The 15,310-nt window shown below is 41.6% G+C and carries 14 protein-coding genes; 10 read left to right on the top strand and 4 right to left on the bottom strand.

Annotated features, from left to right (window positions below; genetic code table 11):
* Positions 1-266 precede the first annotated feature (266 nt).
* Both trxA and BLS28_RS22510 read left to right on the top strand, forming a co-directional pair.
* The gene (trxA, locus tag BLS28_RS22515) at positions 267-587 is read left to right on the top strand and encodes a thioredoxin (RefSeq protein WP_090531998.1); all 321 of its coding nucleotides are present in this window, start codon (positions 267-269) and stop codon (positions 585-587) included.
* Between the two features lie 102 nt (positions 588-689).
* Positions 690-1,610 carry a DUF58 domain-containing protein gene (locus tag BLS28_RS22510; protein WP_091172645.1) on the top strand — a complete coding sequence of 307 codons (921 nt, stop codon included), beginning with the start codon at positions 690-692 and terminating at the stop codon, positions 1,608-1,610.
* A gap of 177 nt (positions 1,611-1,787) precedes the next feature.
* Here BLS28_RS22510 and BLS28_RS22505 read toward each other — a convergent pair whose 3' ends face one another.
* Positions 1,788-3,119: a sensor histidine kinase gene (locus BLS28_RS22505; RefSeq protein ID WP_091172642.1), complete on the bottom strand. Its 1,332-nt coding sequence runs from the start codon at positions 3,117-3,119 to the stop codon at positions 1,788-1,790.
* Positions 3,120-3,132: 13 nt separating this feature from the next.
* A complete protein-coding gene (locus tag BLS28_RS22500; RefSeq protein WP_091172639.1) occupies positions 3,133-3,810 on the bottom strand; it encodes a response regulator transcription factor in 678 nt (225 codons plus the stop codon).
* Positions 3,811-4,023: 213 nt separating this feature from the next.
* On the opposite strand from BLS28_RS22500, the gene BLS28_RS22495 reads away from it, so the two are divergent.
* Entirely contained in the window at positions 4,024-5,487 is a 1,464-nt protein-coding gene (locus tag BLS28_RS22495; protein WP_091172637.1) for a glycoside hydrolase family 130 protein, read from the top strand.
* Between the two features lie 173 nt (positions 5,488-5,660).
* On the top strand, positions 5,661-6,329 hold the full coding sequence (locus BLS28_RS22490) for a hypothetical protein (protein ID WP_091172635.1): 669 nt from the start codon (positions 5,661-5,663) through the stop codon (positions 6,327-6,329).
* On the opposite strand, the gene BLS28_RS22485 is transcribed toward BLS28_RS22490, so the two are convergent.
* Entirely contained in the window at positions 6,326-7,009 is a 684-nt protein-coding gene (locus BLS28_RS22485; protein ID WP_091172633.1) for a phosphatase PAP2 family protein, read from the bottom strand. The two genes, BLS28_RS22490 and BLS28_RS22485, sit on opposite strands and share 4 nt — an antisense overlap.
* 80 nt (positions 7,010-7,089) lie before the next feature.
* Between BLS28_RS22485 and BLS28_RS22480 the strand changes: the two genes are divergently transcribed.
* Together BLS28_RS22480 and BLS28_RS22475 are read left to right on the top strand one after the other, a co-directional pair.
* Positions 7,090-9,024 (top strand): amino acid permease, encoded by a 1,935-nt coding sequence (locus BLS28_RS22480; RefSeq protein WP_091172631.1) that lies wholly within the window; start codon positions 7,090-7,092, stop codon positions 9,022-9,024.
* Between the two features lie 5 nt (positions 9,025-9,029).
* Complete coding sequence (locus BLS28_RS22475) at positions 9,030-9,443, top strand: DUF5655 domain-containing protein (RefSeq protein WP_256337512.1); 414 nt, start codon at positions 9,030-9,032, stop codon at positions 9,441-9,443.
* Between the two features lie 140 nt (positions 9,444-9,583).
* On the opposite strand, the gene BLS28_RS22470 is transcribed toward BLS28_RS22475, so the two are convergent.
* Entirely contained in the window at positions 9,584-11,533 is a 1,950-nt protein-coding gene (locus tag BLS28_RS22470; protein WP_091172629.1) for a KUP/HAK/KT family potassium transporter, read from the bottom strand.
* A 257-nt stretch (positions 11,534-11,790) separates the two neighbouring features.
* Between BLS28_RS22470 and BLS28_RS22465 the strand changes: the two genes are divergently transcribed.
* The 4 genes from BLS28_RS22465 to bcp all read left to right on the top strand — a co-directional run bounded on the left by BLS28_RS22465 (position 11,791) and on the right by bcp (position 15,263).
* Positions 11,791-12,246 (top strand): T9SS type A sorting domain-containing protein, encoded by a 456-nt coding sequence (locus BLS28_RS22465; protein WP_176844542.1) that lies wholly within the window; start codon positions 11,791-11,793, stop codon positions 12,244-12,246.
* Positions 12,247-12,453: 207 nt separating this feature from the next.
* A complete protein-coding gene (locus tag BLS28_RS22460) occupies positions 12,454-13,065 on the top strand; it encodes a fumarylacetoacetate hydrolase family protein (protein ID WP_091172625.1) in 612 nt (203 codons plus the stop codon).
* 2 nt (positions 13,066-13,067) lie between these two features.
* Positions 13,068-14,786: a M23 family metallopeptidase gene (locus tag BLS28_RS22455; RefSeq protein WP_091172623.1), complete on the top strand. Its 1,719-nt coding sequence runs from the start codon at positions 13,068-13,070 to the stop codon at positions 14,784-14,786.
* 15 nt (positions 14,787-14,801) lie between these two features.
* Positions 14,802-15,263: a thioredoxin-dependent thiol peroxidase gene (bcp, locus tag BLS28_RS22450; RefSeq protein WP_090531973.1), complete on the top strand. Its 462-nt coding sequence runs from the start codon at positions 14,802-14,804 to the stop codon at positions 15,261-15,263.
* The last annotated feature ends 47 nt before the right edge of the window (positions 15,264-15,310 follow it).

Below are 15,310 nucleotides of genomic sequence, written 5' to 3'. Positions count from 1 at the left end.
AATTCTATAGCTATGTGTTAATTAATACCCCCAATGTTAAAAAGTAACCCGCCGCTATAGTTGTAAATATGCTTTGGAAATAGGTAATTTGTGTTAATACGTCATGTCGCAAGGAGGTATTTAAGGGTGTAAATGCGACAAATGGTCATGCCTGCGTTAAGGCTGCGTATTATAATAATATAATTGTCACATTGTCAGTAGTACACTTGTGGCAAGCAATTTGAATAGCATATATTTGTAAGTACAAAATTTAAAAAATAGAAATCATGGCTTTAGAAATAACTGATGCAAACTTTGACGAGCTTGTCCTGAAATCAGACAAACCGGTATTAATTGACTTTTGGGCAGAATGGTGCGGTCCGTGTAGGATGGTAGGTCCGGTAGTTGAAGATATTGCTAAAGAATATGAAGGCAAAGCTGTTGTTGGTAAAGTAGACGTTGACAACAACCCAGGTATATCTGTAAAATATGGTATCCGTAACATCCCTGCCTTATTGTTCTTCAAAAATGGCGAAATTGTGGATAAACAAATCGGTGCTGTGCCAAAATCAGTATTAACTGATAAACTGGTAAAACAGTTAGCATAACCCTTAAGCTTATTTAATGCTACACATTGTAGCATTAACACAACATACTTTTTGAAAGAGCGTTGCAATTTTGCAGCGCTTTTTTTATGCCTATATTAGCCTATGACCAAATTAAACGATGATCAGCAAATAAGGCAGCTGGCGAATCTTGAATTGCTGGCCCGGCAGGTGGTTGAAGGTTTTATTACTGGTTTGCACCAAAGTCCCTTTCATGGCTTTTCGGTTGAGTTTGCCGAACACCGATTGTATAACAACGGCGAATCGGTAAAAAATATCGACTGGAAGCTGCTGGCCCGTACCGATAAATTGTTTGTAAAGCAGTTTGAGGAAGAAACCAATCTTCGCTGTTTTTTGCTGCTGGATACTTCATCATCCATGAACTTTCCTGAAACGGGTACCAATAAACTCCAGTTTTCTGTTTATGCCATAGCATCGCTCATGTACCTGTTTAAAAAACAACGCGACGCTTTTGGACTTTGTCTTTTTTCGGATAAAATAGACTGGATCAGCGCGGCGAAATCAACCACTACACACCTGTTTTATTTATATGCCGAGCTGGAAAAAATGTACGCCAGTCCAAAAGTAAATACGCAAACCAATATTACCAATGTGCTGCATCATATAGCCCAGGAAATCCATCAGCGTTCGTTGGTGATCATTTTTAGCGATATGCTGGAAAATAATCTGGATGCCGAAAAACAGCAGGCTTTGTTTGCTGCTATCCAACATTTGAAATTCAATAAACATGAAGTGGTGATTTTCAACGTTACCGATAAGCAAAAAGAGCTTGAGTTTAATTTTGATAACCGCCCTCATCATTTTATTGATATCGAAAACGGTGACGAACTGAAAGTGAACCCGGCCCGCATCCGCGACGCCTACAAGGCATCGTTAAAGGAGTATCGCCATCAGCTGGAGTTAAAATGCGCACAGTATCATATTGATCTGGTTGATGCCGATATCCATGAAGGCTATCATCATATCCTGAACACTTACCTGGTTAAGCGGAATAAGATGATATAAGAGATTATTTTGTAAAAAAGGCGTCATTGCTTCGTACCTCGCAACGACGGTAGTTTTTTGATTGGGTTTTCTTGAAAACAAAAAAAGGCCATTCCCATCTGGAAAACGGCCTCTATAGTTAAATAGGGGATCTATTTACAAAATAAACTTTGTAAATGTATTGATACAATGTGAAGATTAAGTGAAGTCAAGCTCGCGGTTAAATATGAGATAGATACTGGTACCCCTGTCTTTTACCGAATCTATTTTTACCCGGATGCCATGAAAAGCGGTAATACTTTTCACAATAGCTAAACCAAGGCCGTAGCTTTCTTTTTCTTCAGTCTCAAATTTTTCAAAACGGTTAAAAGCGTTTTCTATTTGTTGTTGGTTCATCCCCGCACCTGTGTCTGTAATTTCCAGTATATAAACATCTTCCTTCAATTCATCGGCAACGGTAATACTGCCTTTGGGTTTATTGTATTTAATTGCATTGTTTATCAAATTGAACAATAGGGTATGCATTAGGGGGCGGTTACCCATAATGGAGTAGATGTATTTAATGTTATTGTTGAAGGTGAGATGCTTTTCTTCCAAACGGTCTTCCAGTTCTTCCTGTATCTCCATAATTACGCCTGCTATCATCACCACATCGGTCTTGGCATACTGGTTATTTTCAACTTTTGATATTAGCAGCAGGCTATTGATGATAGATTTAAGCCGGTTTAATGTTTTCAGCGAGGCGTGCATTTTGTTTTCGCTGGCTTCGCTGAGTTCTTCCTGCAATAAAATATTCTCCAACCGCGAGCTGATAATTGATATGGGCGTAAGTAACTCATGCGATACATTGGCAATAAACTGTTTTTCCAGAGCAAACAGGTTACTGATCTTTTTCATGAGTGTGCTGATACTGTCATCAAGCAGTTCGAAATCCTGTGTGGTGGTCTGGATCTTTTCATAATCAAAGTTCATAGGATCATTTACTTTGATCAGCTTGCGGTCGATGATCTTATAAAAGGGCGCAAGCAAAAATTTGGTAAACACCAGGTCGCTTACCAGCGTGAGGGCGAGTGCTATTATCAATGTCAAAAGGGTAAACCTTTTAATGATGGATTTTAATTCCTCAACAGAGGTAACCGCTACGCCAATTTCAAGTAAATAGGTATGGTTATTAAAATTAAACTGATGAGTAAGTATGCGATAAGTTTGCGTTACACTTTCATTAGTTCGGATTTCTGTAGTAAACTTTGCATCTTCGGTAACTGTGGGTTCAAACTTAACCGGTTTTATAATAATAAATTCCTCTTTTAAAATATTGTAGTCCTTATACGTTCTTTGAGTTGATAGATAGCCATTGATCTCTTTTGAACTTAGGTTTTTGAGTATTTCCTTTTCATCATCCTCCAATCTAAGCTCAACATGGTCATAAGAAATTTTTTCGATAGAAAGCAGGATAAGCAGGCCAGTGAAAAGTATAATGGCTAATTTGGTTAATGTATTATAAAGGGCCAGTTTTACCTGTAATTTCATGAGGCTGTCAATTTCAGATGTTGATACGGTAGCCGATGCTCCTTACGGTTTCAAACCAATCTATAGGAATATATGCCGATAGCTTTTTACGCAGGTTTTTAACGTGCACATCCACAAAGTTAGAGTCGGAATTTATTTCCAATACATCGCCCCAAACATGTTCGGTGAGGTTGGTGCGCGATATTACCCTGTTTTTGTTAAGCACCAGGTAGTTGAAGATCTCGAACTCTTTTTTGGTGAGGGTTATGCGCTCATCGTTGTAAGTAACGGTACGGTTTTGTATGTTGATCTTTAAGCCTTTAACATTGATATCATTACTCTCCAGGCGGTGTTTGCGTCGGGTGATGGCGTGCATGCGGGCTAATAGCTCGTTTAATGAAAACGGCTTTGCCAGGTAATCGTCGGCACCCTGTTCAAGGCCCGATACCCGGTCGTCAACAGCGCCGCGTGCGGTGAGGATAATTACAGCATCTTCGCGCTCGTTCATGCCTTTCAGCATTTTAAGCAGGTCAAAGCCGTCACCGTCGGGCAATCCCAGGTCAAGCAGGATAAAGTCATAATTGTTTACGAAGATTTTTTCCGATGCCGATTTTTTAGTGCGGGCATGTTCAACCGTAAAACCTTCGTGGCTTAAAAATTCATCAACCTCAAGCGCAAGGCCTTTTTCGTCTTCAACAATTAGTACGTTCATAATTGTGCATTTACAGGAACTATCAATAAGGGTTACAGGATCAAGATTATTCACGGCGGGCAAAATACCGTACCGAAGATTAATAAAGTATGAAGATAGGCTTTTATAGCGTCCTGTAAAGTGCCATTTTTTTAAATCTTGCGTTTAAATTAAAAAAGCTCAAATCAATTTGCGCCGATTGGTGTTACAAACTAAAAGCTACCACTTCATTGTATGAGACTTTCTATCGAACGCAAACCCATCCGGGTAAATCCAGATCCGAAACGTGTAATAGCAAGATTTTTTTTTAATGGGAACGATCGCGCCAAAGAGGTTATTGAGCGTGTAATGTTAATCAGCGAAGATGATGCTTTTGGCATTGTATCGCCCTTGCTGCAGGAATATTCCAAAAGGCACCGTAATATTACCCGGGTGCTCAACAGGCATTGCAGCAAGCTTAAGCCTTTGTTTTTAGAGCTCAATATTGATTTTGATACGCTTACCGTTTACCGCAAGCTGCTCATTGGGTCTTATTTTACGCATGAGTATTCTATTGAATCGGCCGCCTTCTTTAATCCCTCGATAGTTGAAGATCCCGACCAAACTGAGCTTGAAGACGGCCAGCGCAGGGTGATCATCAGTTTCCGGGCGGTAGGCGAAGGGCATATCTCTTCCATAACTTTTCGCCGGGCCTTGATAGATAAGGATAACAACATCAGCATACAACCTGCGGGCAGTTACATTGATGAGGCCGAAATTGTGAGAAATGCCGTTTATAATAAAAAGCTTTTTTTTGAAAAAGCTGCCATCACCCAAATTAATATTGATGTTATAAGTGAGCTGGAATCAAAACTCGATCATCATTTTGAGTACGCCAACCTGCGCCGGATCATTATGGATTCGCAAAAACTGCAGGAAGACGATATGAAGCGGCTGGAGTATGACAAGGTACTTTGGCTTGCAGATTCCTATTATGAAATTGTTTTTTCACTGGATACCGATATTTCCGACAGGGTGATCTTCCCGATATCCGAATATGAACGTAAGGGTATTGAGGATGCCCGTTTTGTACAGTTTACCAACGATGACGGCAGCAAACTGTACTATGCTACTTATACCGCCTACGATGGCTCCCTGATTATGCCTAAGCTGCTGCAAACAACCGACTTTTATAATTTTAAGATCATGCCTTTGTACGGTGCGGGTGCACAGAATAAAAACCTGGCCTTGTTTCCACGCAAAGTGAACGGCAAGTATGTGATGATATCGCGGATAGACGGCTGCAATAACTATATCATGTATTCGGATAAGATCAATATTTGGGAAAAGCCGGTGATGCTGCAACAGCCTAAATTTAGCTGGGAGTTTGTGCAGATAGGTAATTGCGGCTCGCCCATTGAAACACCCGATGGATGGATCATGATAACCCATGGCGTTGGTCCCATGCGCCGTTATGTGCTGGGTGCAAGTCTGCTTAAACTGGATGACCCAACGGTTGAAATTGGCCGCCTGCGCGAGCCTTTGCTGATCCCCAACAGTGATGAGCGGGAAGGCTATGTACCTAACGTGCTTTATTCATGCGGGGTAATTGTACACAACAATAAACTCATTATTCCATACGGTGTTTCAGACTCATCAACTGCCTTTGCCGAAGTATGCCTGGATGAGCTTTTGAATAAACTTAAAGCCTTTATTTAAGCGCAAAGCCGAAGGCTGAAAGCGAAAAGCTTTGTGTTTGAAAAGCTTTCAGCCTTAAGCTTTCAGCTTTTAGCTTGTATTTATATTGTTGATTATAAGTCATTTAACTTTCATATAAATCTCATAATGTATTATTAGTTAAAACTTATTCTTCTTTTTCAAGTTAAATAAATATGAAAAAGATAATTTTAAGCTTAAGCATAATACTGTTTTCGCTTACAGGTTTTAGCCAGGCACTTAAACCTGTAAAGATAGATAGCCTTGTCACGGTTTCATTACCCGAAGGCTTTACTAAAAAGGATACATTAGGCCAGCAGATATACCAGGGTAGTGCATCATTAGGTAATATTCTTGTTTTACGCGTGCCAAACGCTAATACAAAACCTTTAAACAAGGAGAGCGACTTGAAAGATGTATTTAAAACCTACATCAAAGGTATTCAAAAACAATCTGTTAATGGCAGTGTAATGTATCCGCGTGATACCACTATCGGTAAACTGGAAGGAAAGGTATTCACCCTCAGGATTGATAACAGCGGTTCAACCGGCGAATCTCCGGAGTTAAGAAATTTTATCCTGCTGTATACCCAGGACGTAACCTATACTTTTGAATATAACTATCCGGAGCAGAGACTTGATCTGGCAAAGGCCGAACTGAAACAATTTTCCAGTTCTATCAAAATCGCACCTACTTTGGATCGCCGCGATCAGTATTTGTCTGACGCAAAAGGCATGTCCGCCCCGGCCAAAATAGGTATTTATGGCGGCGGCGCCGTTATAATATTGATTATCGTATTAACCGTGATCAAACGTAAAAACAGTCAGTTGGAAGCTGGAGTTTAATTAGCGACAGGGGCTTTTTTGAATACGTTATCGAGCAGGCCCCGGTTCCATTTGGCCGAATTGATGAACTGCTTACCATCAAGCCATGTTAGCCAAAATATAGTAACAAACACACCAATAGCCGAGCCGGCAAGCACGTCTTCATAAAAGTGCTCGGTTAAATAAATTCTTGAATAGCCAACCATTATGGCAACAAACAAGGCTGGGATTCCCCAGCCTTTGTTTTTACAGAGGTACGTTATGACCAGCGCGGCAGAAAAAGCACTCACCGTATGTCCGGACGGAAAACTGTATTTCTCCAATATATAAACACCTTCTACGGTATGTACCCTGCTCCACTGGCTGGCAAAGTATAGCTTTGGCCGGGGGGCGATATAAATGTATTTAAGGATTTGTGCCGCGACGGATGTTATGGCATAGCTGGAGGCCATTAACAGCCAGCTGCGGTAACTGAATAAAAGCATAGCAAGTGATACTATCACGGCTGTGGTGCCGTCGCCGATATCTGTAACATAAGGCTCAATGGTATCAAGCCAGGGGTGGTGCCAACCATTAACCGTAAAAAAAATAGCTTCACGGGTAAATAGCAGTTTGATAGTCAGGCAGGTGGCTAAAAGGATAAGGTAAAGGATAAAAAAAGGGCGGATCCTGTGCAACACGTCTTTTATTCCTATCTTCATGTTGCAAAGTAAGCATATACTTATTCAATGCAAAAAAATGATTAATTTTGAGATTGGTTAGCACTTATTAATTAAACTACATGTCGAAAAGTATCTTTCGTAAAAAGTCGGTAGCAAAAATTTTAAATGATGTTGAATGTGGTTTTAGTGATAGTGAGCATCCCGGTACAACGTCATCCCAACTCAAAAAAGAACTTAACGTAAAAGACCTCACCCTCATGGGCATAGCCGCCGTTGTGGGGGCAGGTATATTTTCGACAATTGGCGAAGCCTCTTTCCACGGCGGCCCTGCGGTTTCCATCCTGTTTATTTTAACCGCTGTTACCTGCGGCTTTTCGGCTCTTTGTTATGCCGAGTTTGCCTCGCGTATCCCGGTTGCGGGCAGTGCGTATACCTACGCTTATGCCTCTTTTGGTGAATTGATAGCATGGATCATTGGCTGGGACTTGTTAATGGAATACGCCATTGGCAACATCGCAGTAGCCATTTCCTGGAGCGAATACTTTGTAAACCTGCTGGAGGGCTTTCATATCCATATGCCCAAGTTTCTGACTATGGACTATGTTTCGGCCCTGCGTGGGCATGAGCAGGTTCAGGCAGCAGGTACAAACCTGGCTGATATCAGTGATAAAGTAAAAGCAGAAGCACTGGCCTGGGATCAGGCGCCGGGCATAGGCGGTTTTAAGCTCATTGCCAATTTACCGGCCCTTTTAATTGTTATCATCATCACCTACCTTGTTTATATTGGTATCCGCGAAACAAAAAAGGCCACCAATGCCATGGTGGTTTTAAAGATAGTGATTGTTATAGCGGTTATAGTGGTGGGTTTTTTTTACGTAACACCTGCCAACTGGCACCCGTTTATGCCTAACGGTTTCAGTGGTGTTATGAAAGGGGTATCAGGGGTGTTTTTTGCTTATATCGGCTTTGACGCCATCTCAACCACAGCCGAAGAATGTGAAAGGCCCCAGCGCGACCTGCCCCGCGGCATGATCTATTCGCTGGTGATTTGTACAGTATTGTATATCCTGATAGCATTGGTGCTTACCGGCATGGTAAGTTATAAAGACCTGCAGGTTGGTGACCCACTGGCCTTTGTTTTTGCAAAGGTGGGCTTAAATAAGATTAGCTATGTGATCTCCATCAGTGCAGTTGTTGCTACAGCGAGTGTATTGCTGATATTCCAGTTAGGCCAGCCCAGGATCTGGATGAGCATGAGCCGCGATGGTTTATTGCCTAAAGCATTTTCACGTATCCACCCAAAATATCAAACACCTGCTTTTGCCACGGTAGTAACCGGTTTTGTGGTGGCTATACCGGCTCTGTTCATGAATCTTACCGAGGTGACCGATTTGACCAGTATAGGTACCCTGTTTGCATTTGTACTGGTTTGCGGCGGTGTGCTGTTGCTGCCGCGTGAAGAGGCTGTTAAAGGCAAATTCCATTTACCATATGTGAATGGTAAATTTATTATACCAATTATCACACTGGTGATTTTAGGCTCGGTTGCCTGGTTTAAACCGGCCGCGCAGGTTGAAATGATGCAGTTTAAGAAGCTAAAAGACCGTAGCGATATCATTGATAACATGGACAACAATGACAAGCTGAGCCTGCTTAAAACTACCAATCAGCTTTATAACGCTAATGTAACTGTCCAGCCCGACTCGGCTAAAAAATATTTTAAGGATATAGAAGAGGATAAATTCAATACCGCACTAAGGCAAACGAACGATATCAGCGATGCTAAGAAGTATTATTTAGGTTTTGACGGCTTCCTGTATAATTTCCCTAACTATCTTTTCTTTATACTAATCATTATTATAGCGGTTTATAGCTTTATTAAAAACTTCTCGCTCATCCCTGTTTTGGGGCTGATGAGCTGCTTTTACCTCATGACCGAGCTTGGCTATACCAACTGGCTCAGGTTTTTGATATGGCTGGTGATTGGCTTAGTGATTTATGCCACCTACAGTTATAAAAACAGCGTACTGGGGAAAGAACCCAAAACCGCTTAAAACCTATGTGGAACTGCCCCTTATGCGAACGTGAATTTACCGCTACCAACCAGGTGCATTCATGCTGCGACAGGGAGCTATCGGAAGCGCTAAGCGGCAAAACGGCCCATACCATAGCGCTGTTTGATCATTTGGTTGACGAGTACCTGCAAATTGCCGAAATTAAAGTTTATCCTACCAAAAGCATGATCGCATTGGGAGCAAGGATAAACTTTGCTTATGTTGCCCAATTAGGTAAAAACTTTATTGATGTGGTATTTCCGTTTAAACAGGTTTATGACGATAACCTGTGCTTCAGTAAAATAAAACAAGTGCCCGGCACCGATCAGTATAATCACTACTTCAGGATGTATTTTAAGGAAGATATTAATGATGAGGTGCGGAAATATATGCGGATGGCCTGGGAGAAAAGCAAGTGACTATATAACTACCGCAGGCTTTCAGACTGTGGGTGGCATAGTGTAAGCTTTCAGCTTACACACTTGAGCTGAAAGCCCGTAGTAGATTGAAAAACAAAAGCCTCCCGTTTCCGGAAGGCTTTCAATATTAAAGGGGGAATTTAATTAACCCGGTGAATTTCAATCGCCTCAGGTATAGCAAGCACCAGCGGCACTTTCTCTACCGTTACAAAGCTCAGGTCGAGGCCAAAACCGCGCTCTTCGGATAAGCTCACTTTTTTAAGCTGCTTGTAGTAATCCATTATAAATCTTTCGATGAATGACAGGTTGTGTGAGCGTGAGAAGATCTTTTCGATCACCACAAAACGGAAATCGCCGACAATTTTATGCCTGTTCAGTGACTTGTAGGTACTGGTAATATCAACCTCGCCTTTTTTAACAAGATCTTCTACCACTTTCCTGAATAGCAGGTTTATTTGCTGTTCAACGCGGAAACCGAGCTTAAAGTCAATCCGGATGAGTTTGTTTGGCACTAAATGGTCAACTTCGTATTCGCGTTTGTAAGGTTCGTCCACTACGTCAACGTGTACAAGCCAATAAACATCTGCACGTTTAGGCTGTTTTTGCAGTATGGAATAAACAATTTTTGATTCAATTTCTGAATTGAAGTTGGCGCTGGTTAAATAAACCAACTGCGAAGCATATTTAGGCACACTTTCATCAGAGCTTAGCTCCTTTATTATATCAAAATAGTCTTCTATCTCAACAAACTTCACATAGCGGTTCCTGATCTTGCGGGCGGTATGCCATGTCCACATTACGGTGAACAGCACAAAACCGATGGAGAGGGTAAACCAACCACCATCTAAAAACTTGTGCAGGTTACCGGTAAGGAAGGTTCCTTCAATAAGCAGGTAAACCGCCAAAAACGTATTGATGATATAGTTAGGTACTTTTTTGCGTTTCAGGAATTTGGATACCAGTATGGTGGTCATGAGCATGGCTACGGTGATACTTAAACCGTAAGCAGCCTCCATTTTATCCGAGTGTTTGAATATTAGCACCACACCTAAACAACCGGCCCAAAGGAGCCAGTTAACACTGGGTACATATAACTGTCCTTTTTGCTCTGATGGATAGTTGATCCTAACTTTTGGCCAAAGATTAAGCCTTACAGCTTCGGCAATGAGCGTAAACGAACCTGATATCAGCGCCTGGCTGGCAATGATAGCCGCTACTGTAGCTATGCCGATGCCATATATCAGGAACCATGTTGGCATGATTTGGTAAAAGGGGTTTTGAGCATTAAGGTCCATAACGTGGCCGTTACGCTGTAGCAACCAAACTGCCTGGCCTAAATAGTTTAGGATAAGACAAATTTTTACATACACCCAGCTTACGCGGATATTGGCTTTACCGCAGTGGCCAAGATCGGAGTACAATGCTTCGGCACCTGTGGTACACAGAAACACGGCACCCAATATAATGAAGGCGCCATCGCTTGAACTCGACGTAAGCAATTTAATGGCATAGTACGGGTTTAACGAGCGGATGATCCATGGATCATGTACGATATAGGTAACACCTAAAAAGCCCATCATCGTAAACCAGACGAACATGATAGGCCCGAATGCCTTACCTACCAGTGACGTACCGAATTGCTGTATGATAAATAAAGCGGTAATAATGGCCATTACCACATATACAGTAGGCAAGTTAGGGTAATAGGTTTGCAAACCTTCAATAGCCGATGATATGGTAATTGGCGGGGTAATAATGCCATCGGCCAAAAGGGCGCAGCCTCCTACAACCGCCGGTACAATAAGCCATTTTGCTTTACGCCGTACTAATGAAAACAGCGAGAAAATGCCGCCTTCGCCCTTGTTATCCGCCCTTAGGGTTATCACCACATACTTTAAAGTGGTTTGCAGGGTTAATGTCCAAAAAATGAGCGAAACACCTCCAAGAATTAATGTTTCTGAAATTTGACGCTGGCCAACTATAGCCTTGAATACGTATAATGGGGAGGTACCAATATCACCGTAAATTATTCCTAAACTGATTAGAAAGCCCGCGGCTGACAGTTTATGCAGATCTTTATGATTTGACACTTTTATGATTTAGAGATGGCAAAAATATTAATTTTTTTGGTTAAACCATTACAATGATTAAACGTATAAGGAAATTATGTGTCTATTATACAATAAGGCTGTGCATTTTGTTAAAATTTGTTAAAAAGTTTTACAAAAACACTAATATTTAATGGGATGAAGGCATTATTTATACTTTTGTAGAATCATACTAAATAATGAGGCGAAATTTTACATATTCTTATGTTTATACCTACACATGGGTCGTGATAATTGCGATGGCAATTTTCGTGAACTTCGCCTTTGTTGCCGATGGTCATTCGCTAAAGTCTGATACCGTGTATCTTAGGGGTAAAACTAAAGCTGCCAAAACCTCTTATTTGAAGAATGGCTTGCACCTCTCGCTTCCTCCATTAAAACCCGCTGTTACTTCAAGTGTAAAATTGAATGTATCCCGGCCCGATGATAAACTACTAAGCGATGTGCAATTGTACCCTAACCCGGTAACCGACCAGATCAATCTTAAATATTCCATTTCGCGCAATGCCAACGTAACCATTAAAATAATGGATGTGCTGGGCAACGATATTTCTACCCTGTTTTCTCAAAGGGTTGAATCCGGCGATCATAATCTGAATTACCCGATCAGCAATAAGCTGGTCCGTGGTTTTTACTTTGTCCGCGTTGTTGCCGGTACCGAATCCGTTATCAAAAGGATTTCGGTTATTAATTAAATTCGATTAAAATTAATTTTTTCACTTTTGACTGCCCCAGCGGGGCAAAAGGTTTGTAGCAATTGAATGAACCCTATTTGGGTGTGCCAGAGGTACTTGCCTGCGTAAGTTTTACTTGAGGGGAACGTCAAATTATTAATACAACATTATAAACCTTCTCCTCAAACCCATCAAATTTTTTAGCTTTGGCGATTATAGCGTTCATTTATGAAAATTATTGCCATTGGCCGCAACTACGCCGAACACGCCAAAGAACTCAATAACCCGGTACCCACAACGCCGGTTATCTTCATGAAGCCCGATACGGCCTTATTAAAAGAGAACAAGCCTTTTTATCATCCCGATTTTTCGGAAGATGTACACCATGAAATTGAATTGGTTTTGAAGATCAGCAAAGAGGGCAAGCACATCAGCGAAAAGTTTGCCGCTAATTACTATGAAGAAATTGGCTTAGGTATTGACTTTACTGCACGCGATGTTCAGGCACGCCACAAAGAAAAAGGCCTTCCCTGGGAACTGGCTAAAGCCTTTGATGGCTCGGCGCCCGTCAGCACTTTTGTGCCTAAAACCAAGTTTGAATCTGTTTATGATATCAACTTTAAGCTGGATATTAACGGTGAAACCCGTCAGCAGGGCAACACCCGCGATTTGCTTTTTTCGTTTGAGAGCATCATTGCCTTTGTTTCAAAATACATCACCCTAAAAAAGGGCGACCTAATATTTACCGGCACCCCACCAGGTGTATCAAAAGTAAAAATCGGCGACAGACTTGAGGGATACCTCGAAGATGAGAAAATGCTCGATTTTTACGTTAAGTAAGCATGATAAAAAAAATATTGGTTACAGGGGCAATGTGTTTAGCGCTTTATTCAAACGCATTTGCTCAAAATATTATACAAAGCAGGGCTTACCCGCAAAACTATTTCAGGTATCCGCTTGATCTTACGCCGCCCACTACAGCCGGTTCATTTGGCGAGTTAAGGCCGTCACATTTCCACTCCGGGCTCGATTTTAAAACCAACCAGCGGACAGGCTACCCTGTACATGCCGCTGCCGAAGGTTACATATCAAGGGTACGTGTACAGTTTGGTGGGTTTGGGAGGGCTATTTATATTACCCATCCCAATGGGTATACTACGGTTTACGGCCATTTGCAAAGCTTTAGCCCGGCGGTTATTGATCTGGTAAAGAAATACCAGTACGAGCACCAAACCTTTGAGGCTGATTTTAATCTTACACCAACACAGGTGCCGGTAAAAAAGGATGAGGTTGTAGCTATTTCAGGAAATGCCGGTGCATCGGCCGGGCCGCATGTGCACTTTGAGATCAGGGACAGTAAAACAGAGGAAACTATCAATGCACAGCTATTTGGTTTAACCATTCCTGATAAAGTGCCGCCTACAATTACCGCTATTGGTATCTATCACCTCAACGGAAAACCGTTCAGCGAAAAAACACCTAAAGAGTTTTTAGGCGTTACGGGCTCAGCAGGTAATTATCATCTCCTTAAACCACAAACGCTGGAACTAAGCGGTAATATCGGATTCGGGATTAATACCAGCGATATGAACAGCACGTCGTTTAATCATAACGGCGTTTATTCAATAGAGCTAAAACTGGATGGCAAAACCGTGTATACCTTTGCGGTTGAACGTTTCGCGTTTGATCAGACCCATGCTATCAATGCATATATAGATTACCCTGCATTTGAATCATTCCGCAGGTGGATGCAGAAATGTTTCATTCTGCCCGGCAGCCGGATTTCATTGTATCCGCAATCGGTAAATAACGGCATCATTACGTTTGATGATAACGCGACGCATGATGTGGAGTATATTGTAAAGGATGTGGCTGGCAATACAGCATCGCTTAACCTGAAGGTTAAATCATCGCCGTTTACAAACCCACAGCCTGTGAAACCTATCGGTACTATGTTTTACTATGACAAGCGGAGTGAGTTTAGCAACGACAAAGTGAAAGTGGTCATTATGCCAGGTAACCTTTATGATGACCTTGATTTCCAATATTCAGCATCAGCCAAACCCGTGGGGGCTTATTCGGCCATGCACCATATCCATAACCGGCTTACACCCATTCATGATAGCTATGAGATCTGGATTAAGCCCGATGTTGACCTGGGTAAGTACACTGATAAGGCGGTTATTGTAAGTTCTTGGGGCGGCTGCCAGGGTGGTTACTTTAAAGATGGCTATGTGATATCGCAGGTGAGCGCCTTTGGCGACTATTGTATCAAAGTAGACACTGTGCCGCCCGTTATCCATCCGCTTAATATTAAAAATGGCAGTAATATGAGGGCTGCGCGCAGTATTAACTTCAGGATGAGTGATAATTTATCAGGAATTAAGAGTTATACCGGTACCATTGATGGCAAATGGGTGCTGATGGAGCACGATTATAAAAGTAAAATATTAAGTTACACCTTTAATAGCGATATTGCACCCGGTAAACACGTGTTTAAGTTGACTTTAGTTGATAACAAGAATAATTTTTCGGAATTTTCCGCCGATTTTTCCAGATAAGTACCTAAATAAGCCATGACAACATTAAAAGAAGGCGATAAAGCTCCTGCTTTTACCGCTAAAGATCAAAACGGCAAAGAAGTATCCCTTGCCGATTACAAAGGGAAAAATGTGATCCTTTACTTTTATCCTAAAGATGATACCCCCGGCTGTACTGCCGAATCATGCGATTTCAGGGATAACTATCAATCACTTTTAAGCAAAGGTTTTGAGGTGATAGGGGTAAGCACCGACGACGAAAAATCGCACAAAAAATTTGAAACCAAATATAGCCTGCCATTTACCCTGATAGCCGATAATGAGCTTAAAATTGTAGAAGCTTACGGCGTATGGGTTGAAAAAAACATGTACGGCAAAAAATATATGGGTACAGCCCGTACCACATTTATAATTGATGCAGAAGGGGTTATTACGCATGTGATCAGTAAGGTTGATACTAAGGCCTCGTCACAACAGGTGCTCGATCTTATAAAATAAGTGTTAAAAACACAATCAAAATAGCTACTTTAGCAGTTCCTAAATTC

This window comes from Mucilaginibacter gossypii, from assembly GCF_900100945.1.
GTDB classification, from domain to species: domain Bacteria; phylum Bacteroidota; class Bacteroidia; order Sphingobacteriales; family Sphingobacteriaceae; genus Mucilaginibacter; species Mucilaginibacter gossypii.
Note: the sequence above shows the minus strand (reverse complement) of the source record. Positions and strands in the feature narration are given on the sequence as shown.